The 23,360-nt window shown below is 71.7% G+C and carries 18 protein-coding genes and 1 pseudogene; 7 read left to right on the top strand and 12 right to left on the bottom strand.

The genetic code is table 11. The features are described from left to right. Positions 1–136: 136 nt before the first annotated feature. The 3 genes from QRY02_RS12470 to QRY02_RS12460 all read left to right on the top strand — a co-directional run bounded on the left by QRY02_RS12470 (position 137) and on the right by QRY02_RS12460 (position 4,353). Positions 137–2,740: a hypothetical protein gene (locus tag QRY02_RS12470; RefSeq protein ID WP_285991692.1), complete on the top strand. Its 2,604-nt coding sequence runs from the start codon at positions 137–139 to the stop codon at positions 2,738–2,740. A 111-nt stretch (positions 2,741–2,851) separates the two neighbouring features. Next, positions 2,852–3,619, top strand: a complete 768-nt coding sequence (locus tag QRY02_RS12465; RefSeq protein WP_285991691.1) for a DinB family protein — start codon at positions 2,852–2,854, stop codon at positions 3,617–3,619. Positions 3,620–3,744: 125 nt separating this feature from the next. Continuing rightward, entirely contained in the window at positions 3,745–4,353 is a 609-nt protein-coding gene (locus tag QRY02_RS12460) for an HAD family acid phosphatase (RefSeq protein ID WP_285991690.1), read from the top strand. 4 nt (positions 4,354–4,357) lie between these two features. On the opposite strand, the gene QRY02_RS12455 is transcribed toward QRY02_RS12460, so the two are convergent. Beyond that, positions 4,358–5,314 (bottom strand): substrate-binding domain-containing protein, encoded by a 957-nt coding sequence (locus tag QRY02_RS12455; protein WP_285991689.1) that lies wholly within the window; start codon positions 5,312–5,314, stop codon positions 4,358–4,360. 174 nt (positions 5,315–5,488) lie between these two features. Here QRY02_RS12455 and QRY02_RS12450 point away from each other — a divergent pair, with 174 nt between their 5' ends. Beyond that, complete coding sequence (locus QRY02_RS12450; RefSeq protein WP_285991688.1) at positions 5,489–6,664, top strand: CaiB/BaiF CoA transferase family protein; 1,176 nt, start codon at positions 5,489–5,491, stop codon at positions 6,662–6,664. Between the two features lie 37 nt (positions 6,665–6,701). Here QRY02_RS12450 and QRY02_RS12445 read toward each other — a convergent pair. Continuing rightward, positions 6,702–7,432 (bottom strand): annotated as a pseudogene (locus tag QRY02_RS12445) (HpcH/HpaI aldolase/citrate lyase family protein). 110 nt (positions 7,433–7,542) lie between these two features. On the opposite strand from QRY02_RS12445, the gene QRY02_RS12440 reads away from it, so the two are divergent. After that, positions 7,543–7,713 carry a hypothetical protein gene (locus QRY02_RS12440; protein ID WP_285991687.1) on the top strand — a complete coding sequence of 57 codons (171 nt, stop codon included), beginning with the start codon at positions 7,543–7,545 and terminating at the stop codon, positions 7,711–7,713. Between the two features lie 6 nt (positions 7,714–7,719). Here the strand turns inward: QRY02_RS12440 and QRY02_RS12435 are convergent, their stop codons facing one another. The 7 genes from QRY02_RS12435 to QRY02_RS12405 form a co-directional block, all read right to left on the bottom strand. Continuing rightward, complete coding sequence (locus QRY02_RS12435) at positions 7,720–8,388, bottom strand: HAD family hydrolase (RefSeq protein WP_285991686.1); 669 nt, start codon at positions 8,386–8,388, stop codon at positions 7,720–7,722. Then, a complete protein-coding gene (locus QRY02_RS12430; RefSeq protein WP_285991685.1) occupies positions 8,385–9,266 on the bottom strand; it encodes a LysR family transcriptional regulator in 882 nt (293 codons plus the stop codon). The genes QRY02_RS12435 and QRY02_RS12430 overlap by 4 nt, the downstream gene beginning before the upstream one ends. A 14-nt stretch (positions 9,267–9,280) precedes the next feature. After that, positions 9,281–9,433 carry a hypothetical protein gene (locus QRY02_RS12425; protein WP_285991684.1) on the bottom strand — a complete coding sequence of 51 codons (153 nt, stop codon included), beginning with the start codon at positions 9,431–9,433 and terminating at the stop codon, positions 9,281–9,283. Positions 9,434–9,478: 45 nt separating this feature from the next. Then, positions 9,479–11,794, bottom strand: coding sequence for a glycosyl hydrolase family 95 catalytic domain-containing protein (locus QRY02_RS12420; protein ID WP_285991683.1), 2,316 nt, complete (start codon positions 11,792–11,794; stop codon positions 9,479–9,481). A 96-nt stretch (positions 11,795–11,890) separates the two neighbouring features. Next, on the bottom strand, positions 11,891–12,655 hold the full coding sequence (locus QRY02_RS12415; RefSeq protein WP_285991682.1) for an SDR family oxidoreductase: 765 nt from the start codon (positions 12,653–12,655) through the stop codon (positions 11,891–11,893). A 58-nt stretch (positions 12,656–12,713) separates the two neighbouring features. Continuing rightward, positions 12,714–16,295, bottom strand: coding sequence for a discoidin domain-containing protein (locus tag QRY02_RS12410; RefSeq protein ID WP_285991681.1), 3,582 nt, complete (start codon positions 16,293–16,295; stop codon positions 12,714–12,716). A 206-nt stretch (positions 16,296–16,501) separates the two neighbouring features. After that, complete coding sequence (locus tag QRY02_RS12405; protein ID WP_285991680.1) at positions 16,502–16,942, bottom strand: winged helix-turn-helix transcriptional regulator; 441 nt, start codon at positions 16,940–16,942, stop codon at positions 16,502–16,504. Positions 16,943–17,072: 130 nt separating this feature from the next. Here QRY02_RS12405 and QRY02_RS12400 point away from each other — a divergent pair, with 130 nt between their 5' ends. After that, the gene (locus QRY02_RS12400) at positions 17,073–18,269 is read left to right on the top strand and encodes a thiolase family protein (RefSeq protein ID WP_285991679.1); all 1,197 of its coding nucleotides are present in this window, start codon (positions 17,073–17,075) and stop codon (positions 18,267–18,269) included. Positions 18,270–18,453: 184 nt separating this feature from the next. Here the strand turns inward: QRY02_RS12400 and ligD are convergent, their stop codons facing one another. After that, positions 18,454–19,401, bottom strand: coding sequence for a non-homologous end-joining DNA ligase (gene ligD / locus QRY02_RS12395; protein WP_285991678.1), 948 nt, complete (start codon positions 19,399–19,401; stop codon positions 18,454–18,456). Positions 19,402–19,441: 40 nt separating this feature from the next. Here ligD and QRY02_RS12390 point away from each other — a divergent pair, with 40 nt between their 5' ends. After that, positions 19,442–20,278 (top strand): PHP domain-containing protein, encoded by an 837-nt coding sequence (locus tag QRY02_RS12390; protein ID WP_285991677.1) that lies wholly within the window; start codon positions 19,442–19,444, stop codon positions 20,276–20,278. A gap of 109 nt (positions 20,279–20,387) precedes the next feature. On the opposite strand, the gene QRY02_RS12385 is transcribed toward QRY02_RS12390, so the two are convergent. Both QRY02_RS12385 and QRY02_RS12380 read right to left on the bottom strand, forming a co-directional pair. Further along, the gene (locus tag QRY02_RS12385) at positions 20,388–22,418 is read right to left on the bottom strand and encodes an MDR family MFS transporter (RefSeq protein ID WP_285991676.1); all 2,031 of its coding nucleotides are present in this window, start codon (positions 22,416–22,418) and stop codon (positions 20,388–20,390) included. 80 nt (positions 22,419–22,498) lie between these two features. Then, entirely contained in the window at positions 22,499–23,335 is an 837-nt protein-coding gene (locus tag QRY02_RS12380) for an SDR family NAD(P)-dependent oxidoreductase (protein WP_285991675.1), read from the bottom strand. Between the last annotated feature and the right edge of the window lie 25 nt (positions 23,336–23,360).

Below are 23,360 nucleotides of genomic sequence, written 5' to 3'. Positions count from 1 at the left end.
GACCCCTTCGCCCTTCCGCGGGAATGTCCGCAAGGGCGGCGTTTCGTGCATACGCCCAGCCGTCGTGGTCAGAGGGCAACCGATCCTCCCCTTCAGGCGTGTACGCCCCGCATGCATGCAACACGGGAGGGGAAGCATGACCTTACGAAGATCACTGACGTTGCTCGCCGTCGCGCTCGCCGTCGGGATCACCGTCACCGATGGCGCGGTGGCGGCGGAAACCGCTGGTCAACAGCGCTCCGAGGTGACGCTGTCCGCGACGTCCTGGGGTTACGTCGACTCAGCGGCACCGACCACCGCCCACTTCGACCCGTCCGGCAACCTGCCGATCGGCACCTGGGACAACACACCGCACCGCCAACGCTCGTACGTGAACTTCGACCTGAGCTCGTTGCGGGGCAAGCCGTTCACGACGGTGCTGCTGTCAGCCGGCGAGACGCACTACGTCGACTGCGGCAGCCGTGCCACCGAGGTGTGGCGGACCTCCGCCTACACCAGGCAGTCGACCTGGCAGAACCGCCCGGCGGAGCAAACGCGGGTGGCGTCCAGGGGCGCCGACAGCACCTGCATCGACAACCACGGCACGTTCGACGTCACCACCGCGGTGCGGGACGCGGTCGACCACAAGGTCCGTCACCTCACCCTGGCCTTCCGCGTCGCCGAAGCCCACGAGGCGGACCCGGCGTTCTACCGGCTGATCGAGGCCCCGGCAACGCTGCGGGTGGTCAACAACGCGCCGCCCGCGCCGCCGACCGACCTCCGCACCAACGACCAGCCCTGCGCCAAGGACGGCACCGGCGCGCTGGTGAGCCGCCAGCTGCAGCTGAGCGCCCGGGTGTCCGACCCGGACGGCGACTTCACGTCCGGGCAGTTCACGTGGTGGCCGGTGGCGAACCCGTCGCAACGGCACACGGGTGCCGGGTCGGGCAGCCCCGCCGTGGCGTACCCGGACACCTCCGACCTCGCCGACGGCACCTACGCGTGGGAGGTGTACGCGCAGGACAGCTGGGGGGCGAAGTCGTCCACGGTGTCCCCGTGCCGGTTCACCGTCGACCGCACGGATCCGCACGCGCCTGCTGTCGTCTCCAGGACGTACCCGGCGAACGCCGAGGGCGGTGGGGTCGGTGTGGCCGGCCAGTTCACCTTCTCCCCCAACGGTTCCACCGACGTCGCGCGGTACGACTACAACTTCGGCGCCGACACGCGAGAGATCGCCGCGGGCCCCGACGGCACGGCCACCGTCAGCTTCACGCCGACGGCCAACGGCTGGCAGTCGGTGCTCGTGCGGGCGTGGGACCGGGCGGGCAACCTCTCGCTCAGCACCTACTACTCCTTCATCGTCAAGGAGACGCGGCCGACGGTCACGTCCGACCGCTACCCGCCGCAGGGCGGCCCGGACGGCGGCATCGGCGTGCCGGGCGTGTTCCGGTTCGCGCCGGGGATGCCGAACGTCGTGGCGTACGACTACCGGCTGGACGACGGCGCGTCCGCCACGGTCACGGCCGGCCAGAACGGCGTCGCCGAGGTGACGATCACGCCGGCCACCGGCGGTGATCACGTGCTGTTCGTGCGCAGCACCGACACCTCGGGCGTGAAGTCGCCGGAACGGGAGTACCGGTTCCTGGTCGATGCGTCGCCGGTGGTGAGCGGGCTCGAGAACGTCGCCCTGGGCACCTCGGCCACGTACACGGCCACCCCGAGAATGCCGGACGTCGTCGAGTACGACTACTGGTTCGCGAGTGCCGAGAGTACGAAGTGGACGGTCAAGGCGAACGCCGGTGGAACCGCCTCGCTGCCGGTCGAGTTCACCTCGGCCGACCAGAACCTGCTGCGGGTCCAGGCCCGCGCCGCGTCCGGCGGGCTGTCCCCGGTGACGGAGAAACGGTTGTCGCTCAACACCTGGCGACCGGAGATCGGCTACCAGGGCGACATCGCGACGGAGGGCAGAGCCGCCACGTTCACGTTCACCACCCCGATGCCGAACGCCGTGGAGTTCGAGTACTGGCTGACGGCGGACCCGGCGACCCGGTGGACCGTGCCGGTCAGCGGGAACACCGCGACGGTGAGCTACACCCCACCGAGGGCCGGCGACTACGAGATGCTGGTGCGCGCGAGGAACACGGCGGGCGTGTGGTCGTCGACGGACAACATCACGTGGACGGTGACGAACGATCCCACGGTGACCTCGAAGGAGTTCCAGGCAAACGGGCGGGTGTTCCCCGGCACCTTCACGTTCGAAGCCCGCCAGCCGGGCGCGGTGGCGTTCGAGTACTCGCTCGACTGGGGTCCGTTCCAGCAGCTGGCCGCTCAGAACGGGCGCTCCGTGCTGCCGTGGACTCCCCCGCTGCCACCGGAAGGCTCGGCCTCCCACAACCTGCGGGTGCGTACGGTGACGGCCGACAAGGTCTCCTCGCAGGAGAAAACGTACTATTTCAGCATCACGAGCGCGCCGTACGTGTCGTCCAAGGAATACCCGGAAAGCCAGTGGTCGGGCGGTTCCGGTGTGCCGGGGACGTTCACCTTCACGCCGGGTATGCCGGGCATCGTCTCGTACACCTACCAAGTCCGGAACGACTGGGGTGCCGTGACAGAGGAGTTCACCGTGCCGGCGGACAGTTCGGGTGCGGGGACGATGACCTGGACCCCACCGGACCGTGGCGTCTACTCGGTGATCGTGCGGGGCAACACGGCCGACGGCACCAGGTCGGGTGGCATCGGCTACTCGGTGTACGTCAACTGACCGCGTGACCGGCGGCCCCGCTCCCGCCGGGGAGCGGGGCCGCCTGCCTCTGTTCGGCGGGCTGCTCTTCGCGACGTGGCGCAGGCGGGACGGGTGGGCGAGACTGCTTCGATGGTTTCCGAATACGTCCAGAGCGACCGGTTCCGCGGTGCGCGCATCCACCTGTGCGACCTCGCGGGCCTCGAGATCCGCGATTGCGAGGTGACCGGCCTGAAGATCGTCGACTGCTACGGCAGCGACGTCTACCTCGGTGGCCACTTCGAGCGGCTCGTCGTCAACGACGTCGACGTGACCGCCTACGTCGAGGCCGAGCTCGACCGCCGGCACCCGGCCCGGGCGCTCGCGCGGGAAGCGGCTTCTCCCGAGGACTACCGGACTGCTTGGGACGCCATCGAGACGTTGTGGCGCGCGACGCTCGACCGGGCGAGGCGGTTGCCCGAGACGAAACTGCACGAGCAGGTCGACGGCGAGTGGTCGTTTGCCGAGACGCAACGGCATCTGCTGTTCGCCTGCGATGCCTGGCTCGGCAACGCCGTGCTCGAGGAGGAAGCGCCTTACCACCCGCTGGGCTTCCCCGCCGGGGGGACGCCGCCCGAGGAGGCGGCGAAGCTCGGCCTGACCCTCGAAGCCACCCCGACGCTCGACGAGGTGCTCGCGCCGCGGCTCGCCCGCATGGCCGCGATGCGGCGTGTCGTCGACGGGCTCACCGCGGCCGAGCTCGACCGGGTGTGCGGCCGCAAGCCGGCGGACATGTATCCCGAGCAGGAGTACGTCGTGCGCCGCTGCCTCAAGGTGGTCCTGAAGGAAGAAGCCGAGCACCACCGTTACGCGGTGCGCGACCTCGCGGTGCTCGAGGCTGGCGTGCCCGAACCGCAGTAGCCGCGTGTGCCTCGCTTCGCGGTCAGCGGCGGAAGGCGGCGAGGCGGTGACCCCGAGCAGAACATGAAACAAATTCGGCTACTTGCCGGTACGTAACCCCGCCACCGGCTGGTGGACTGTCAGCCATGTCACCCTCGAAAGCCCGCCTCGCCGTGGCCGGTACCGCCTCCGCCGTCCTGCTGCTGCTCGGCAGCGCCGGCACCGCCGATGCCCAGCCGGTCGCCACGCCGGCCGCGGTGTCCGCGAGCGCTCCCGCCTACGCCACCTGGATCGCCGACGTCACCGCGGTCACCACGCCGGCCGCCGACTACCTCACCCAGCGGCTCGCCGTTCCCGGCGGACGGACCGCGATCGTGCTCGACATCGACAACACCAGCCTGGAGACCTACTACTCCGGCGGGATCACCACGCCGGCGGTGAAACCGGTCCTCGCGCTCGCCAAGCTCGCCCAGGCCAAGGGCGCCGCGGTCTTCTTCGTCAGCGACCGCACCGAAATCCTCCGGTGGCCCACGGAAGGCAACCTGAAGGCGGTCGGCTACCCGATCGACGGGCTCTACCTGCGTCCGCTGTTCAACTTCGACCCGGTCCAGGCCAACAAGACCAAGGCGCGGACCGCCATCGAACAGGCCGGGTACGCCATCGTCGCGAACATCGGCAACAACCGGACCGACCTCGACGGCGGGCACGCCGAGCGGACCTTCAAGCTGCCCGACTACAACGGCACCCTGTCCTGAACGTTCAGGCGACGGGGGCGATCGTCTCCCCGGCCACCGGTGGGCAGGTGAGCAGCCGATGCTCACCTGCCCCCGTGCCCACGACCGACGCCAGCAGCCGTACCGCCTCGCGCCCGAGCGCGCGCCGCGGCACCTCGAAGCCGCTGATCTCCGGGCCGGCCGTTCCGGACGGCGGGCGGCCCAGGACCGCCAGGGAGACGTCGCCGGGCACCGCCACCCCGGCCGCCCGCAAGGCCCGCTGCGCCGCGGCGACCAAGGGCTCGTCCACCACCAGCGCGGTCACGCCCTCGTCGAGCCAGCCGCGGACGGCCGCCGCGCCGAGCCCGGCGCCGTCGGTGCCGTCGGTGCCGTCGGTGCCGACCACCAGGCCGGATGCGCCGGCCGTGGCGCGGATCCCGCGTTCGCGTTCGCGCGCGGCCGGGGTGCCGTCCGGCTCGCGCAGGTAGCGGATCCGCCGGTGGCCCGCCCGCACCAGCCGGGTGATCACCTCGGCCGAGGCCGACGCGTAGTCGGCGTCGACGCACGGAACGCGGCCGCCGAGCTCGGCACAGCGTCCGATGTGGACGATCGGAAAGCCGCCGGTGAGCAGCTCCACGGGAACGGGACCACCGAGGAACAGGCAGCCGTCGGCGAGCCGGGTGCGGCGGACGAGCGCGGGACCGGTCGCGGCGAACATGATCAGGTCCTTGCCGAGCGCGGCCGCTTCCGCCGCGATGCCGGCCAGGACCGCCTGGTGCGCCTCGAACACCGGGGTGGCGGCGCAGATCCCGAAGAGGTCGTGGCACGCCTGCCGTTTCGCCAGCGGATCGGTGTAACCCAGCCGCCGGGCGGCTTCCAGCACCCGCAGCCGCGTCGACTCCGCCAGCCGGACACCGGTGCGGTTGCCGCCGAGCACCACCGACACCGTCGCCTGGGAAACCCCCGCCACGCGGGCGATGTCGGCCTGCCGCACCCTGCCCATCGGGCACCTCGCTCGCCGGTCGCCGGGGTCAGCTGATCCGATTCAGAGTGCAAGCCCGCCCGGGGGCCGTCAACGGTTTTGCCCGAAACTCCCGTAGATCCGTCCCGCTCTTACTGATACGTATCACTCCCCGGCGCGGCCCATGCGGTCCGGCTCGGCTGGCAGGATGCGGCCATGCGCTCCTTGCCCCTCGACGGCGTCACCGTCGTGTCGTGCGAACAGGCCGTCGCCGCGCCACTGGCCACCCGGCACCTGGCCGACCTCGGGGCCCGCGTGCTCAAGATCGAGCGGCCGGGCACCGGCGACTTCGCCCGCGCCTACGACGAGACCGTGCACGGCCTCTCCAGTCACTTCGTCTGGCTCAACCGGTCGAAGGAAAGCGTCACGCTGGACCTCAAGAGCGCCGCCGCGGCCGACGTGATGGCCGCGCTGCTGGACCGTGCCGACGTGTTCGTGCAGAACTTCGCGCCCGGCGTCGCGGAGCGGCTCGGGCTGGGCGCGACCGCCCTGCGCGCGACCCGGCCGCGGCTGATCACGTGCTCGGTGTCGGGCTACGGCTCGACCGGGCCGTACCGCGACGCGAAGGCCTACGACCTGCTCATCCAGTCCGAAGCCGGGCTGGTGTCGGTCACCGGGTCCGCGGCGGAGCCGGCCAAGAGCGGTATCCCGGCCGCGGACATCGGCGCCGGCATGTACGCCTTCTCCGGCATCCTGTCCGCGCTGTACGACCGCGAGCGGACCGGGCAGGGCACCGAACTCGAAGTCAGCCTGTTCGACTCGCTGGTCGAATGGATGGGCTTTCCGCTGTACTACGCCGGGTACGGCGGGACACCGCCACCGCGGACCGGCACCAGCCACGCCGTGATCGCCCCCTACGGCACCTTCGCCGCGGGCGACGGGACCGAACTGGTGCTGGCGGTCCAGAACGACCGTGAGTGGGCGGCGTTCTGCGAGCACGCGGTCGCCCGCCCGGACTGGGTCACCGATGCCCGGTTCGCCACGGGCAGGGCACGGGTGGCGAACCGGGCCGCGCTGGAAGCCGAAATCGACGCGATCTTCGCCGAGCTCACCGGCACCGAGCTGGAGACCCGGCTGGGGGCGGGCCGCATCGCGCACGCCCGCCGCCGCGACCTGCCGGACGTCCTGGCCCACCCCCAGCTCACGGCGCGCGACCGGTTCGCCGAGGTCGCGACGCCGGCCGGGGCGATCCGGGCGACGCTGCCGCCGATCACGGTCCCGGGCCGGGCACCGCGGATGGACCCGGTGCCGGCACTGGGCGAGCACACGGACGCGGTGCTGGCGGAGTTCGGCTTCGACGCGGACGCGTTGCGACGGCAGGGTGCGGTTTAGCGCAGAGCGACCCGCGGTTTCCGCCGCCCGGCTGAGTTCACCCCTCACCGAGGATGTGCCGCGCCCTGGCGAGCACCGGCTTGTCCACCATCCGGCCGTCCACAACGGACACCCCATCCCCCGCCGCCACGACGCGGCGGGCCCAGGCGCGCTCGGCCTCCGTCGGCGTGAACCCGGCCCGGACCGGTGCGACCTGCTTCGGGTGGATGCAGAGCTTGCCGCCGAAACCCAGGCGGCGCGCGTAGCGGACGTCCTCTGCCAGCCGCGAGCCGGTGCCCAGATCCGTGGTGACGCCGTCCACCGGCGGCGCGAGGCCGGCCGCCGCCGAGGCGATCACCAGCCGGGAACGCGCGTAGGCGAACGGCTCCGGGTCCTCCGGCGCCACCCCGAGCCGGGCCGCCAGGTCCACGCTGCCGCGGCCGGCTCACCGGCGCGTTCCACCCCGAGCGCGGTCTCGACGAGGGCGACCACCGCACCGCACCCGGCGAGCACGCCGGGTGTCTCGGCCTTCGGCACCATCACCGGCACGCCCCGCGCGGCCACCAGCTCGGCGTCCGCGGCGAACCACGGCGTGCCCGGCGCGTTGATCCGGACCATCGCCGGGTGGCGCTTCAGCCATTCGCCTGCCGAGGCTCGTGCCGCGTCCTTGGCCGCGGGGGCGACGGCGTCCTCGAGGTCGAGGATCACCACGTCGGCGCCACTGGCGAGCGCCTTGCCGAAGCGATCGGGCCGGTCGCCGGGCACGAACAGGAACGTCGTCGCGGCCACCCGGCCACGATAGCGGGTAAGGGGCCGAGCGGCGCCGGACTGCGTGTTCACCCGATGCGGGCGCGGAACCCTCAGGACGATCGTGGGCTCCACGACGAAAGGAGCCCCCCATGCGAGGCGACTGGATCCACGACTGGGTACAGGTGGAAATGGACTACCGAGCCGGGACACGCCCGGAGCCGGCGTTGCAGACACCGAGGGAACGGCAGCCGGCGAAGCCGTGGAAGGCACTGTGGGCCGCGGTGTTCCCGCCGCGCCCGGCCGGGGTGCGCCACCCGTGACGGCGGTCAGCGGGCTCCGGCGTGCACCCGCTCGACCGTCTCGGCCAGGCCGCCGAGATCGGGCAGGACCGCGTCCGCCACCGCCGGGTCCTGCGGGCCGGCGTGCCGGTTGACCCATACGCGCGGGATGCCCAGCGCCTGGGCCGGCACCATGTCGTGGAAGTGGCTCTGCGCCACGTGCACCCAGTTCGCGGCGGTCGCGTCGAAGGACGCGGCGAACCGGCGGAAGTGACCGTGCCCCGGCTTGTACTCGCCGACGTCCTCCGCGGTCACGATCGCGTCGATCGGCACCGCGAGCCGCCGCTGGGTCTCGCCGATGAGGTCGCGGTCGCAGTTCGTCAGCAACGCGAGCCGCCAGCCCGCTTCGCGCAACGCGGCCAGCGCCGGCCGGGTGTCCGGGAAGACCGGCCAGTACGGCAGCCCGGTCCCCAGCACCGAAGCGTCGTCCGCCACCAGCTCCAGGCCCGCTTCGGCCACGGTCCGGCGCAGGGACTCGGCGAGCACCTCCCGGTAGCGCCGCACCGGCACCTCGGCCTGCACCTGCGGCTCGAACCGGTTGTAGACCTCCAGCAGCTCCGCGCCGCGGCCGGGGTACAGCAGCTCGAGCCCGGTGGCGATGCCGTGGCGCCAGTCCACCAGCGTGCCGAAGCAGTCGAACGTCGCCCAGCGGATCATCGTGTCCTCTCTCCCGAGCCGGCCAGGTCCGCGAAGATCTCCGCGAACTCGAAGATCACCCGCGACCGCCGGCCGGACACCCACGCCAGGCACACCTCGTTCGGCGGCAGGTCCTCGACCGGCACGCGCGCCACGTCGGACCGGGTGTAGTACTCCGACGTCGACCGCGGGACGACCGCGATCCCCCGCCCGGCGGCCACGTGCTCGAGCTTCTCCTCCACGCTCCGGAACGTGCGCCGCTCCGGTGCGGCGCTCGCGCGCAGCTCGACCGCGAGGTCCCGCCACTCCGGCACCGCGTCCGGGTCGTTGAGCAGGTGCTCGTCCGCGAGGTCGCCGATCCGCACCGATTCCTTGCCGGCCAGCCGGTGTCCGGCGTGCACCATGGCCACGCGGGGTTCGCGGAACAGCGGCCGCACGCTGAGCCCGCGCCGGTCCACCGGCAGCCGGATCACGCTGACGTCGGCGCGGCCGTCGTGGAGGACTTCGGTCTGGTCGTCCCACGTCGTGCGCAGGAGCTCCACCGCGAGGCCGGGGTGCCGCGCCGAGAGCTCCCGGACCGCGCCGGTGACCGTGATGCCCGGCATGAACGCCACGGTGAACGCCGAGGTACCGCGCGCGGCCGTGGCGACCCGGCGGCGGAGGCCGTCGGCCGAGACCAGCAGCGGCCGCGCGTCTTCCAGCAGCTGGAGGCCCGCCGCGGTGAGCTCGGTGGACCGCCTGTCCCGCCGGAACAGCTGCGCCCGCAGCTCGCCTTCCAGGGCGCGGATCTGCCGTGAAAGCACCGGCTGCGCGATGTGCAGCCGCGCGGCGGCGCGCCCGAAGTGCAGTTCTTCGGCCACCGCCACGAAGTAGCGCAGCTTGCGCAGATCGACGTCCATCGGGCTCCAGCGTATTAGCCCGCGAAGCGGCCCGCCGCCACGAACGCCGCCAGCAGGAGCAGCACGACGTTCATCGGCAGGGCCTTCGTCTCCTTGCGACGCGCGTGCACGACGATCGCCGCGGCCTGGTTTTCCAGCAGCTTCGCGCGTGGGGTCGCGAGCTTCACGCCCCGGCGAACAGGTACACCACGGTGAGCAGACCCGCCGCGACCTCAGCTTGGCCGGACCGTGACCGACGCTCCCGGCCGCAGGGTGATCGCCCGCCGCCAGGTCCCGGCCCGCACCTCGAGCCGGGTGCCGCCGACACTGCGGATCACCGCCCGGGTGACCTTCCCGGCCCGCCATTCGAGGTCGACCTCGAACCCGCCCCTGGCGCCGATCCCGGTCACCCGGCCCGAAGCGGCCCACGCCGAGGGCAGCGCGGGGAGCAGTTCCAGCACCCCCGGCCGCGAGTGGACGAGCATTTCGAGCATCGCGGTGGGTGCGCCGAGGTTCGCGTCGATCTGGAAGATCGTGTAGCTGCCCTGGCTGTACATGTCGAAGAAGTTGGGCGCGGTGCCGTTTCCGTTCGCCACCGACGGCCGCAGCACGGTGAGCAGCAGCTGGTAGGCACGGTCGGCGTCCTTGAGCCGGGCCCAGCACGCCGAGCGCCACGCGGTCGCCCAGCCGAAGCTGTCCATCCCCCGCGCGATCAGCAACGCCCGGACGCCGTCGAGCAGCTCGCGCGGAGCCGTGTCGGCCGCGATGCGGTCGCCCGGGAAGAAGCCGATCAGCGGCGACAGGTGCCGGTGCGTGGTTTCGCCGAGGTTGTCCGGCGACATCCACTCCTCGAGCCAGCCGGTCGACGGGCTCACCTTCGGCAGGTACAGCTTCTTCTGCAGCCCGGCGATCCGGTCGCCGTACGCGCGGTCCCGGCCCAGCACCGCGGTGGCCTCGCGGTAGTGCTCGAACAGGTCCCAGACGATCTCCTGCGCGTAGGTGATCCCGCGGGCGTCCTGCGGGCCGTGTTCGGGCGACCAGTCGTGGTCGTCGACGAGCACCTCGCGGCCGTCGGCCGTCGTCGGGATCAGCCGGGCTTCCCAGAACTCGGCGGCCCCCTTGAGCAGGGGGTAGATCCGGGCGAGGTACGCCTTGTCCTGGGTGAAGGCGTAGTGGTCCCAGAGCGAGTTGCACAGCCACGCGTTGCCGCCGGGGTGCCACCACCAGCCGGAGCCGCCGTAGATGTTCGTGGAGAACGCGACCGCCCAGCCGGCCACCTTCCCGCTGGTGTTGCGGAAGCGGTTCCTCGGGTCGTTGAACAGCCGCTTCGTGCTGTCCGTCCACACGGGAAGCTGCGCGAGGCAGTAATCGGCCAGGGCAGTGAAGCTCTCGGGCAGCGCCGCGCGGTCGGCCAGCCAGTAGTTCATCTGGAGGTTGATGTCGGTGTGGTAGTCGCTCATCCAGTCCGGCGTGTTGTTGTTCTGCCACAGGCCCTGCAGGCCCATCGGCAGGCCGTCGCGGGAGCCGGTGATCGTGAGGTAGCGCCCGAACTGCAGGTAGCTCGCCTCCAGCTCCGGGTCGGGCACGCCCGGCTGGTCGTGCCGGGCGACCAGCCGCGACCACGTGTCCAGTGCCCGCTTCGCGGGTGGCGACTGCCCCAGGTCCACGCTCATCCGGTCGTACAGCCGGCGGTAGTCGGCGACATGGGTGGCCCGCAGGGCCCGGCCACTCACGGCCAGCGCCGCGCCCGCCTTCCGCTTCGCCAGGGCCAGCGGGTCGAGCGACGCGTCGAGGAACTTCCGCGCCGCGTCGGGGACGTAGTTCGTGCCGCCGCTGAGCACGACGACGACCTCGCTGCTCCCGCTGAAGGTGAGGCCGCCGGACGTGCTCACCGTGCAGGCGTACGCCAGGCCGTTGGCGAACCCGCCGGTGAACGCTCCGGCACCGGCCGCCGGCTCGCCGCGGGTGGGTTCCAGCGTCACCGACCCGCTCACGGGTCCGCCGCTGAGCCGGACCACCACGACGTCGTCGGGGTGGCTCGCGAAGTACTCGCGGCGGTACTGCACGCCCTGGTGCCGGTAGGTGATCACGACCAGGCCGTTGCTGAGGTCGAGCGTGCGCCGGTAGTCGGTGACGCCGGTGTGGGCGGGGACCGCGATCCGCAGCTTCGCGAGCAGGCCGAGGGTGCCGAACTTCTCGAGTTCGTAGGGGAACTGACCGTCGTCCTGGAGGACGTCGTTGGGGCCGCCGGTCCACAGCGACGCGTCGGCGAGGTAGAGGAAGTCGGCGGCCGGGTCACCTCCGACAAGCGCACCGATCCGACCATTACCGATCGGCAGGCCCTGTTCGATGATTTTCGACTCGCTCGCGGGCGCCGGGTACCACAAGGTGGTGGCCCGTGACGACGGGACGAGGTCTTCCCTGACCGGGCGGACGACATCGGCGTTGGCAGCAAAGGGACGTAGGCCACCCAGCGCAACACCGGCGCCGACCGCGCCACCGAGTTTGAGGAAGGACCGCCGCGACGGCGGGAGAGGCAGTTCCGGCATGGGTCATCCGTTCGGCGTGGGCGGAAAACGGCCGCGAAGCCCACCAAACATATGATCTATCCGGTCCGATGGTCAAGAATCTCCGGGATGGAGCGGTTACCCGTGATCGGCTCGCTCGGCCAGGTACTCGCGGAAGGTGATCTCGCCTTCGCGGTGCCCGGGGGTCAGGTGCCCGCCGTCGGCGTAGGCCCGGAACGTCTCCCCCGGCACCTTGAGCGCCACGATCCGCCGGCGCCGCGCGCTCGCCTCGGCGACCGCCTGGGCCAGCTCGGCCGCCGGGAGGATCTCCGGGCCGCCGAAGTCGGGCGCCCGGCCCGCCGGGTCGTCCAGTGCGTGGCCGGCAAGGCGGCGGGCGACGTCCCGGACGTCGACCGGCTGGAACGAGATGCGCGGCACCGGCACCACCGGCAGCCGGGACGCGCCCGCGAGCAGGGTGCGGACGAGGCCGTGGAACTGGGTGGCCCGCTGGATCGTGTACGGCAGTCCCGAGGCGGCGATCAGCTGCTCGGTCTCGTGTTTGGCCCGGTAGTAGCCGAGCGGGACCCGGTCGACGCCGACGATCGAGACGTACACCAGGTGCGGGCCGCCGGCCCACCGCGCCGCCTCGACCAGCGTGCGCGCGAGCTGCGTTTCCCGGCCGAGGTAGTCGGTGGCGCAGTGGACGACCACGTCGACCCCGGCGACGGCGCTGTCGACGCCGCGCCCGGTCCGCAGGTCGCCGCGCACGACGTCCGGGGCGGCCCGGCGGCTCAGCACGCGGACCTCCTCCCCCGCCGCCCGCAGCCGGGCCACCACCGCACTGCCCAGCTGTCCCGTGCCGCCGGTGACCAGGATCCGCACGTCGACCACCTCCGGCGTCATCCTGGCACGGCGTGTGCCCGCCGGGGAACGGCTTCCCGGCGGGCACGCACCGCTGTCCTCAGTTGCGGTTGATGGTGAACGTGGTGGTGCGGTTGCGGATGTCCTCGTCGTTGTCGGCCAGGGTCAGCCCGGTGAAGGTCGCCGAGCCGACGGCCGGGCCCTGGCCCGGTTCCGGCAGCTCGTTGGCCCAGATCCCGATCCCCGACTTCGCGTCGAAGGCGTCCCCGCTGCGGTGGGCGCCGGTGATCGACACGTTCGTCAGCACGGTGTCCTCGACCGGGTGCTCCGGCCCGCCGTTGTACTTGGTCTGGAACATGACGCCGCTGTAGGTCGGGCTCTGGATGTCCACGTCGGACACCCGGATGCCGCGGAACTCCTTGGACGCGGAGAACAGCCAGATCGCCGGGAACGTCTGCTGGCCCCAGAAGTGGCCGCCGTCCCGGACCAGGGAGGCGTTCTGGACCGTCGTCGGCTGCGGCCCGAACCCGAGGAAGGGGTAGCCGAAGTCGAGCGAGCTGATCGTGATCGCCGAGTAGGTCAGCGTGTCCGCGATGTAGAGGTTCCGGAAGGTGTTGTCGTACCCGCCGTACACCGCCAGCCCCGCCGCGCGCCACGGGGTGAGCGCGGTCAGGTTCTCGAACACGTTGCCGTACTGGTTGCCGGGGTCGAGGTCCGTGGCGGCGAACAGCGCGAAGCTGTCGTCGCCGGTGGACCGGGCTTCGTTGTTGGTGACGTGGTTGCCCGTGCTGCCGTTCGTGAGGTTGACGCCGTCGGCGAAGGTGTCGCGGATCCGGGAGTTCTTGATCGTGGTGCCGTCCACGTTGGTGCCCCAGACCATGACCACCTGGTGCTCCACCCAGATGTTGTCGATCGTCAGGTTGGCCACGTTCGTCAGGTTGAACACCTTGCCGGGGCCGTCGATGCGGGAGGTGTAGTTGCCGAACACGGCGAACCCGCTGAACGTCGAGCCGTTGGCGCTCGCCTGGACGTCGATGCCGATGTCGGTGTTCTCCTGCCCGTCCGGTGCCGAGAACTTCGTGAACCACGGCCCGGCGCCGGTGACGGTCACGGCCTTGCCGTAGACGTTCAGCTTGCTCGACAGCGGGTAGTTCCCGGCCGGCAGGTAGACCCCGGTGAGGCTGGTGTCCTGCCGGACCTTGTCGAGCGCGCTCTGGACGTCCTGCTGGGTGAACCCGGTGGGCACCGCGAAGTGCGCCGGGTCCGGGTTGGCGACCGCGGTGGCCTGCTCGAAGTTCACGAAGTCGATCGCGTAGTTCGTGGTGTTCGCCGCGTCCTTCTGCAGCTTGATCCGGTGCCCGGCGGGCACCGTGGTGCCGAGCACCGCGCTCGCCTCGTCGTAGATGTGGCGCGGCCCGGCGCCCGGCGAGTTGCCCGGGCCGGTTTCGGCGCCGTAGAGCCACGCGTAGTGCGAGGTCAGGTCGATGGCCTTGAGGAACGTGCCGTCGACGTAGACGTTCAGCGTCGAAGAGATCCCGCCGCCACCCGCGGAGTCCGGGATGGAGAACCGCGTCACGAGGGTGTTGGTCGACGCTCGGGTGGTGAACTCCACCGACGAGCCGGTCGAGTTCAGCGTCACGGCCTTGCGGCCCGACGCCTCGCCCGCGAGGTCGCCGATGGTGCGGTTCGGGCCGACCACGGCCGCGCCGCCCGCGACGACGCCGTCTTCGGCCTCGTACATGTCGTAGGGCATGTTCGCGCCCCGGCCGGCGAACAACTGCTGCGTGCTGGTGTTGTTGCCCTGCTTCACGGGCAGCTCGTTGGCGTCGTTCGCGACGACCGTCTTCACGGTGTACCGGCCGTTGGCCGCGGTCCAGGTGCCGACGTTCACCGGCGCCGCGGTGGCCCCGGCGGCGATGGTCCCGGTGTAGGTCCCGCTGAGCGTCTTGACGACGGTGCCGTTCTGGTCGGCGATCGTCACCGTGACGACGTGGGCGCCGCTCGCGGACGCGACCGTGCCCTGGTTGCGCAGGGTGGTGGTGAACGTGACGGTGTTGCCCGCCGACGGGTTGCCCGGCGACCACGCCGTGGCCGCGACGAGGTCGGAGCTCTGCACCGGGCTGACGACGAGCGCCGTCGAAGCCGTGTAGGAGTTGTTGGCCTCGTTCTGTTCGATGACGGCGTTGGCCTCGTCGACCTTCGCGGTCAGCTGGTAGCTGCCCGCGTCCCGGGTGCCGATGTTCGCCGACACGGTCGTCGACGCGCCGGCGGCGAGCGCGCCGACGTTCGCGGTGCCGACCTTGGTCGTTCCCAGGTAGAGGTTGACGTTCGTCGTGCCGGAGGCCGCCGTCCCGGCGTTGCGGACGGTCGCCGACGCGGTGATCGCGTCGGTCTCCACGGGGTTCTGCGGCGACCACGACACACCCGAGATCGTCAGGTCCGGGTTGGGCGCGGGGACGCCGAAGACCTGGAACTCCGCGGCCTGGCCGCCGCCCGCGCCGGAGTTGGCGGTGACGCGCAGGCGGACGTCGGCGGCGCGGCCGCCGAGCGGGATCGTCACGGAGTTGCCGGTCGCCGGGCTGAAGCTGTAGGTCTGCGCGGCGGCGAGGGTGGTGAACGCGGACGCGCTCTGCTCACGGCCTTCGACGGCGATCGTCTGGGTTCGCGGACCCCACGCCGGGTCGGGGTTGAGCTTCACCACCACCTGGTTCAGGTCGGCGTTCGCACCGAGCGCGACGGTCAGCAGGTTCGGGTACGTCCCGCCGCCACCTTCCCAGTAGGTGGTCAGCGAGTTGTCGTTGGCGTTGGCCGCCGCGTACGTCCATTCCGTCGAGGACGCCGTGATCGGCTTGCCCAGCGCGAGGTTCGTGCCGGCCTGGGTGCCGGTGCGCGTCACCGTGCCGCTGTTCGCCGACTGGTTGCCCGCGGCGTCCTTCGCGCGGACGAAGTACGAGACGGTGGCGCTGTCGGGCTGGGTGTCGGTGTAGGTCAGGACGTTCCCGGCGACGCTGCCACGCAGCTGGTTGTTCGCGTAGACGTCGTAGCCGGCGACGCCGGTGTTGTCGGTCGACGCCGACCAGGTGAGCCGGATCTGGCCACTCGCGGGCTGGGTGTAGGCGAGGCCGGCGGGTGCCGACGGCGGCTGGGTGTCGCCGCCGGCGGGGCCGTGCACCTCGAACTCCGCCAGCTGCGCGGCGGGCCAGCCGGTGTTCGCCGTGACGTTCAGGCGGACGTACCGGGTGTTCGCGGTCAGGTTCACGGTGACCGTGTTGGCCGTCGCGGGATCGAACCGGTAGCCCGCCGACGGGACCAGATCGCTGAACCCCGTGCCGTTCGCGCTGCCCTGGACGCTGAAGGTCTCGGCGCGGGCCTCCCAGTTCGCGGGCAGCTTCAGCACGAGCTGGGTGACGTTCGTGGCGGTGCCCAGGTCGGCCTGGACCCACTGCGGGAACTGGTTGTTCGCGCTCTCCCAGTAGGTGGCCTGGTTGCCGTCGCCGACGTTCGAAACGGGGTAGCCGGCGAGCTGGCTGCTCGCGGTGTAGGTCGCCGCGGCGGCTTGGACGGCCACCCGGGTGGCCGCGGGTGCGGCCGGAGCGGCGCTCGCGGCCACGGCGGGCACCGCGAGGGGCAGGGACAGGGCGGCGTAGGTGGCCGCGCGCGACAGAAGCCGCTTCGTTCTCATGGGGTTCCTCTGATCCGGGGAGGAGGGGAGGGAGACGACTCGGGCGAAGACCGGGAGCTTCCTGACGTCTGCCGAGATTTATCGCGCAGCTGTCAGGTTCTTGCGTCGATTAGTTCAAGAGTTACAGTGACGCGGGTCTCAAGTCAACGGCCGGACGCGGAAAAGGCCCCCTCGCGAGAACAAGGGGGCCTTTTCCGGGGAAGGGGTCAGGCGTGCACGGCGCCGAGGCGGATCGCGTGGGTGCCCGGGGCGTTCACCGGGTCACCGCAGTGGGCGCAGACGGTGGCCGACTCCAGCACCTCGCCGCAGGCGTGGCGCCAGAGGGTCGGCGGTTCGCCCTGGTGGACGTACTTGTCGCCCCACGCCATCAGCGCGAGCAGGACGGGCTGCAGCGCCCGGCCGGCTTCGGTGGGGTGGTACTCGTGGCGCGGCGGGTGGTTCTCGTACTGGACCTTCTCCAGGACACCGGCGTCGACCAGCTTGCGCAGCCGCGCGGCCAGGATGTCGCGGCTGGCGCCGGTGTTCTCGGCGATCTGGTTGAACCGCCGCTCGCCCAGCATGATCTCCCGCAGCGCGAGGAGGCTCCACCGCTCGCCGACGACCTCCAGGGCCTCGGCGACCGAGCACTCACGACCACGCCGGACCATGCCACCTCCACGGGGTTGAAAATCCAACCTAGCACGTCAGCCTCCTGTGACGTGGGGAACAGCTGAGTTGTGAATTCCAACTGACCCGGCGTATACCGAAAGCATCCCGATCTGCAAGGAGGCAGACGTCATGACGGACGCGGTGATCGTCGACGCGATACGGACCCCGATCGGCAAGGGCAAGCCGAACGGCACGCTCGCCGGGGTGCACCCGGTCGACCTGCACGCCCACGCCCTGCGCTCGCTCGTCGAGCGCACCGGCCTCGACCCGGCCCGGATCGACGACGTGATCAGCGGCGCGGTCGGGCAGATCGGCGAGCAGAGCATGAACACCGCGCGCTGGGCGGCGCTCGCCGCCGGGCTGCCGGAGTCGGTGCCCGCGGTGACCGTCGACCGGCAGTGCGGCAGCAGCCAGCAGGCGATCCACTTCGCCGCGCAGGGCGTCATCGCCGGCGCGTACGACGTCGTGATCGCCTCCGGTGTCGAGTCGATGAGCCGGGTCCCGATGGGGAGCCAGGTGGCCGGCCGCGACCCGTTCGGCCCGCAGGTCGCCACGCGCTACCCGGACGGGCTGGTGCCGCAGGGCATCAGCGCGGAGCTCATCGCCGCGAAGTGGAGCTTCACCCGCGCCGAGCTGGACGAGTTCTCCGCCGAAAGCCACCAGCGCGCCGCGAAGGCGTGGGCGGACGGCAAGTTCGCGGGCGAAGTGGCACCGCTGAAGGCCCCCGGCCCCGAAGGCACGTTGCGCGAGATCACGACCGACGAGACGGTCCGTCCCGGCACGACGCCCGAGATCCTCGCCGGGCTGAAGCCCGCGTTCCGCGCCGACGTCTGGGAACAGCGGTTCCCGCACCTGGGCTGGCACATCACGGCGGGCAACTCCTCACCGATCAACGACGGCGCGGCGGCGCTGCTCATCACCAGCGGCGAGAAGGCGGCGGCGCTGGGCCTGAAGCCCCGAGCCCGCATCCACAGCTTCGCCGTCGCCGGCGACGACCCGCTCCTGATGCTGACCGGCATCATCCCGGCCACCCGCAAGGTCCTGGCACGCGCGGGCCTGGAGGTATCGGACATCGACGCGTTCGAGGTGAACGAAGCGTTCGCCAGCGTGGTGCTGGCCTGGCAGCGGGAGATCGGCGCGCACCCGGCAAAGGTCAACATCAACGGCGGCGCGATCGCCCTCGGCCACCCCCTGGGCGGCAGCGGCGCCCGCCTGGCGACAACGCTGCTGTCGGTCCTGGAGCAAACCGGCGGCCGCTACGGCCTGCAGACGATGTGCGAGGCGGGCGGCCTGGCGAACGCAACGATCATCGAACGCCTGGGCTGACACCACCCCCGGCCGACATCGAGCACCCGACCGGCCGGAACCCAGACCCCCTGCAACCCCGATCCGAAGCCAGAACACGGCCGGCGGTGCCGGGTCAAGGCACGCTTTCCCGCCTTGACGCGGTACCGCCGGCCGTAGTCACAATCCGGCTTCGGGGTTGCGAACAAGCAAAGCCGCAAAGACGTCAGCCCGGATCAGGCGGCTCGACCCCATCCCGATCGGCCCACTCCAGCAGCGGCTCAAGGGAAAACACCGCGTCATCGATACCGGCATGAAGATCCCCCACCTCGGCAAACCGCGCCGGGACGGTGGCAATCGTGAAGTCCCCCGGCTCGGCGTCGTCGATCTCGGCCCACCGGATCGGCGTCGACACCGTGCCTTCCGGATTACCACGGACCGAGTAAGCGCTGGCGATCGTGTGATCACGGGCGTTCTGGTTGTAGTCGACGAAGAGCAGCCGCGGATCCCGGTCCTTGCGCCACCACGTCGTGGTGACATCATCCGGAGCGCGCCGTTCGACCTCGTGGGCAAAAGCGAGCGCCGCCCGCCGGACGTCGGTGAAGCCCCAGCGCGGTTCGATCCGGACGTAGATGTGCAGGCCGCGACCGCCGGAGGTCTTCGGCCAGCCGACCGCGCCGAGCTCGTCGAGGATCTCGTGGGCGACGTGCGCGACGCGCCGGACGCGGTCGTAGCCGCAGTCGGGCATCGGGTCGAGGTCGATGCGCCACTCGTCGGGCTTCTCGGTGTCGGCGCGGCGCGAGTTCCACGGGTGGAACTCCACTGTGGACATCTGCACGGCCCAGGCGACGTGCGCGAGCTCGGTGACGCACAGTTCGTCGGCGTGCCGGTTGTAGCGCGGGAAGGTCACCCGGACGGTCTCCAGCCACGGCGGCGCACCGTTCGGGACGCGCTTCTGGTGCACCTTCTCCCCCGCCACGCCGGACGGGAAGCGGTGCAGCATGCAGGGCCGTTCGCGCAGGGCGTTGACGATGCCGTCGCCCACCGAAAGGTAGTAGTTGACCAGGTCGAGCTTCGTCTCGCCGCGGGCCGGGAAATAGACCCGGTCCGGGTTGGAGATCCGCACCGTGTGCGGGCCGACCTCCAGCTCCACCGCCGCCGACTTCTGAGCCATGGTCAGACGCTATCCCAAAATCCTCGCTACGGTGGGTTCGGTGAGCCTGCCGACGGACGGTCACGTCCACACCGAATGGTCCTGGGACACGGTCACCGGCTCGATGATCGGCTCGTGCGAGCGGGCGCTCGAGCTGGGGCTGCCGTCCGTGGCGTTCACCGAGCACGCGGACTTGACGCCGTGGCTGATGCCGGAGCCGATCCGGCCGCTGCTGCCGGACCACTTCCGGGTGCGGCTGCGCCCGGACGGCGTGCTGGAGCCACCCGAGCTCGACGTCGCCGGGTACCTCGCGGGCGTCGAGGAGTGCCGGGCGCGGTTTCCCGGGCTGCGGATCCTGTCCGGAGTGGAGCTCAGCGAGCCGCACTGGCACCGCCCGCGAGCCGACGCCCTGCTGGCGGCCCACGACTTCGACCGGGTGCTCGGCTCGGTGCACTCCCTGCCGGACGGCGAGCACCACCACGAGCTGACGGTGATTTCGGACCGGCGGCCGGGCGAGCTGCTGCGGGCCTACCTCGGCGAGGTGCTGGGCCTGGTCGAGTCGACGGCGGACTTCGCGGTGCTCGCCCACATCGACTACGCGCTGCGCTCGTGGCCGGGTGAGGGCCCGCCGTTCGTGGCGGCGGACTTCGAGGAGGAGTTCCGGACGGTGCTGCGGGCCCTGCAGGCGAGCGGCCGCGCGCTGGAGGTGAACACGAAGGTGCCGCTGCCGGGCGAGGTGGTCCGGTGGTGGTTCGACGTGGGTGGCGAGGCGGTGGCGTTCGGCAGCGACGCCCACGAGCCGGGGCTGGTCGGCCACGGCTTCACGGAGGCGGCGGCCCTGGTCGAGTCGTGCGGCTTCCGGCGAGGCCGCACCCCGCACGACTTCTGGCGCCGCTGACCCGGCCGCGGCTCACCCCCAGCATCCCAAGGTGGCCTTGGTCGCGCTCAACACACCGAAGGCGACCTTGGGGCGCCGGCACCGGTCGCAGGCGAGCTCCGCCCGCGCGTCAGGCCAGGGCGTGGCGTCCGGAGGTCCGCGATTCCGCGCTCTGGTCCATCAGCCGCGCCGCGACCCGGCCGATGGCCGCGTCCAGGTCGGCGCGGTCGCTCGCTCCCCAGTCGCCGAGCCGGTCGGCCAGCCAGTCGTGCCAGGCCCGCACCACCTTCCCGAACTCCTCCCGGCCCGCGGACGTCAGCTCCCAGCCGTCCCGCGCGTACCGCAGGTGCCCGGTCAGCTCCAGGCGGTTGAACGCCGGCTCCAGCACCTGCGCCGGCACGCCGAAGTCCGCGCCGATCGCCCGCAGCGTCGCCGGCGAACTGCGGCGTTCCCGCAGGTGGACCTGCAGCAGGCACCAGATGCCGCCCTCGTCGAGGTCGCCGCCGGCACGCTCGATGATCGCGGGTGCCACCTCCCGGCGCTCGCGGAAGAACAGCGTGGCCACCGCGCGCTCCAGCTCGCGGTCGTCCGTGCGGGCCTCCGGCATCGCGAAGCCGTCGCCGAGGCCGGGGGCGGCCGCGCGGGCCGTGTCGCGCAGCGGGATCTCCTTGAGGAAGAACGCCAACGCGAACGCCACCAGGCCGACCGGGGCCGCCGCGAGGAACACGACGTGCAGCGAGTCGCTGTACGCCTGGATCACCGGGGCCGACACCGGCTCCGGCAGCGCGTGCAACGCCGTGGGGACCTGCAGCGCCCGGGGGTCGACCCCCGGCGGCACCGGAAGCGCGGCCAGTGCGGGGGTCAGCTGGTTCGCGTACACCGTGCCGAAGATCGCCGCGCCGAACGAGCTGCCGATCGAACGCAGGAACGTCACGCCCGAGGTGGCGACGCCGAGGTCGGCGTAGTCGACGGTGTTCTGCACCGCGATGGTCAGCACCTGCATGCCGAGCCCGATGCCGAGCCCCAGCACGGCCATGTACGCCGACGCCTCCCAGAAGCCCGTGTCGGTGTCCAGGCGCGAAAGCAGGTAGAGGCCGATCGTCATGCCCGCCGCCCCCACCAGCGGGAAGATCTTGTACCGCCCGGTGCGGCTGACCGCGTTGCCCGCGGCGATCGACGCGACGAGCAGCGCCAGCACCATCGGCAGCAGCCGGACCCCGGACGTCGTCGCGGACGTGCCCTGGACGTACTGCATGTACGTCGGCAGGTACGACAGCGCGCCGAGCATCGCGAAGCCCACGACGAAGCTCATGATCCCGCCGACGGTGAACACCGGGTTGCGGAAGAGCCGCATCGGCAGCATCGGTTCCTTCGCCCGCAGCTCGGCGAAGACGAAGGCGGCCAGCAGCACCACCGAGCCGAACGCCATCCCGACGATCACCGGCGAGCCCCACGCGTATTGCGTGCCGCCCCAGCTGGTCACCAGGGTCAGGCCGGTCGCGGCGAGGCCGATGAGCAGGATGCCGAGGTAGTCGATGACCGGCTTGACCGCGGCGCGGGCGTTCGGCATCGCCGAGGACGCCACCACCAGTACCACGACGACCAGCGGGATGTTGACGTAGAACGCCCACCGCCACGACAGGTGGTCGACGAAGAACCCGCCGAGCATCGGGCCCGCCACGGTCACCACGCCGAAGACCGAGCCGAGGACGCCCTGGTACTTGCCGCGCTCGCGCAGCGGGACGACATCGGCGATCAGCGCGGTCGAGGTGACCATCAGCCCACCGCCGCCGAGGCCCTGCACCGCGCGCCAAACGATCAGCCAAACCAGGCTGTCGGCGAACCCGGCGCAGAACGAGCCGACGCCGAACACGATGACCGACAGCTGGAACATCGGCTTGCGGCCGAAGAGGTCGCCGAGTTTGCCGACGACCACGGTCATGATCGTCTCGGCCAGCAGGTAGGACGTCACCACCCAGGACAGGTGTCCGGCGCCGCCGAGGTCGCCGACGATCGTGGGCAGCGCTGTCCCGACGATGGTCTGGTCCAGCGCCGCCAGCAGCATCCCGAGCAGCACGGCGCCGAACACGGCGTTGACCCGGCCGCGGCTCAGGGCGGGCGGCGCCACGGCGCCGGGGGTGACCTCCGCGGTGGCCGTCATCTCCGCCCTCCTCGCTCGGCCTCCAAGCTAGTGCGCGAGGTCCACTGTGGATAGCCACCCGTTCCGGTGGTCCGGGCCGCTCAAAGGGTCCAGCGGTCCCGCGGCGGCGATTCGAGGACGAGCTCGCCGGCGACGGCCGCGGCGATCTCCTCGACCGTCCAGTTCTCCCGGTGCAGGACCGGCCGGATGATGCCCGGCTGCCGGACGGTGTGCAGGTGGCCGTCGGCGAGCCGCAGCACCTGTCCGGTGATACCGGCCGAGAGGTCGCTCAGCAGGTAGGTCACCAGCGGCGCCACCCGTTCGGGCGGCGGTGCGTCGCGGTTCCCGTTCGGGTCGGCGGCCATCAGCCGGGTCCAGGCGATCGGGCTGACGGCGTTGACGCGCACGCCGTGCTCCGCCAGGTCGCCGGCCCACGAGTAGGTCATCGACGCCACCGCGCCCTTCGACGCCGAGTACGCGGCGGCCCCGCGCTGCCCGATCATGGAACCCGACGTCACGTTGACGATGACCCCGCGGCCCCTGGCGCACATGACCTTCGCGGCCGCGGTGCCACAGTGGAGCGGGCCGAGCACGTTGGTCTCGACCAGCGCGCGGGCCCGCTCGGCGTCGTCGTCCTCCCACGGCGGCGCGTGGTAGCCGACCGCGGCGTTGTTGACGAGCCCGTCCAGCGCCCCGAACTCCCTGCAGCACAGGCTGATCAGCGACCGCGCGTACGCCGCGTCGGCCACCGACCCGACACTCCCCACGGCGGTTCCGCCGTCCGCCGAGATCGCCGCCACCGTCTCGCAGGCCGGTTCCGCGTCGACGTCGTTGACGACGACCGCGGCGCCGTTCTCGGCCGCGTGCCGGGCGAACGCCCGCCCCAGCCCGCGTCCGGCACCGGTGATCACGACGGCCCGCCCGTCCAGGAAGCCCATGGCTTCCAGTGTGGCCCGGGAATGG

Origin of the sequence: Amycolatopsis sp. DG1A-15b (assembly GCF_030285645.1) — a bacterium.
Lineage (GTDB): Bacteria > Actinomycetota > Actinomycetes > Mycobacteriales > Pseudonocardiaceae > Amycolatopsis.
This window is presented reverse-complemented; position numbering and strand designations above follow the sequence as displayed.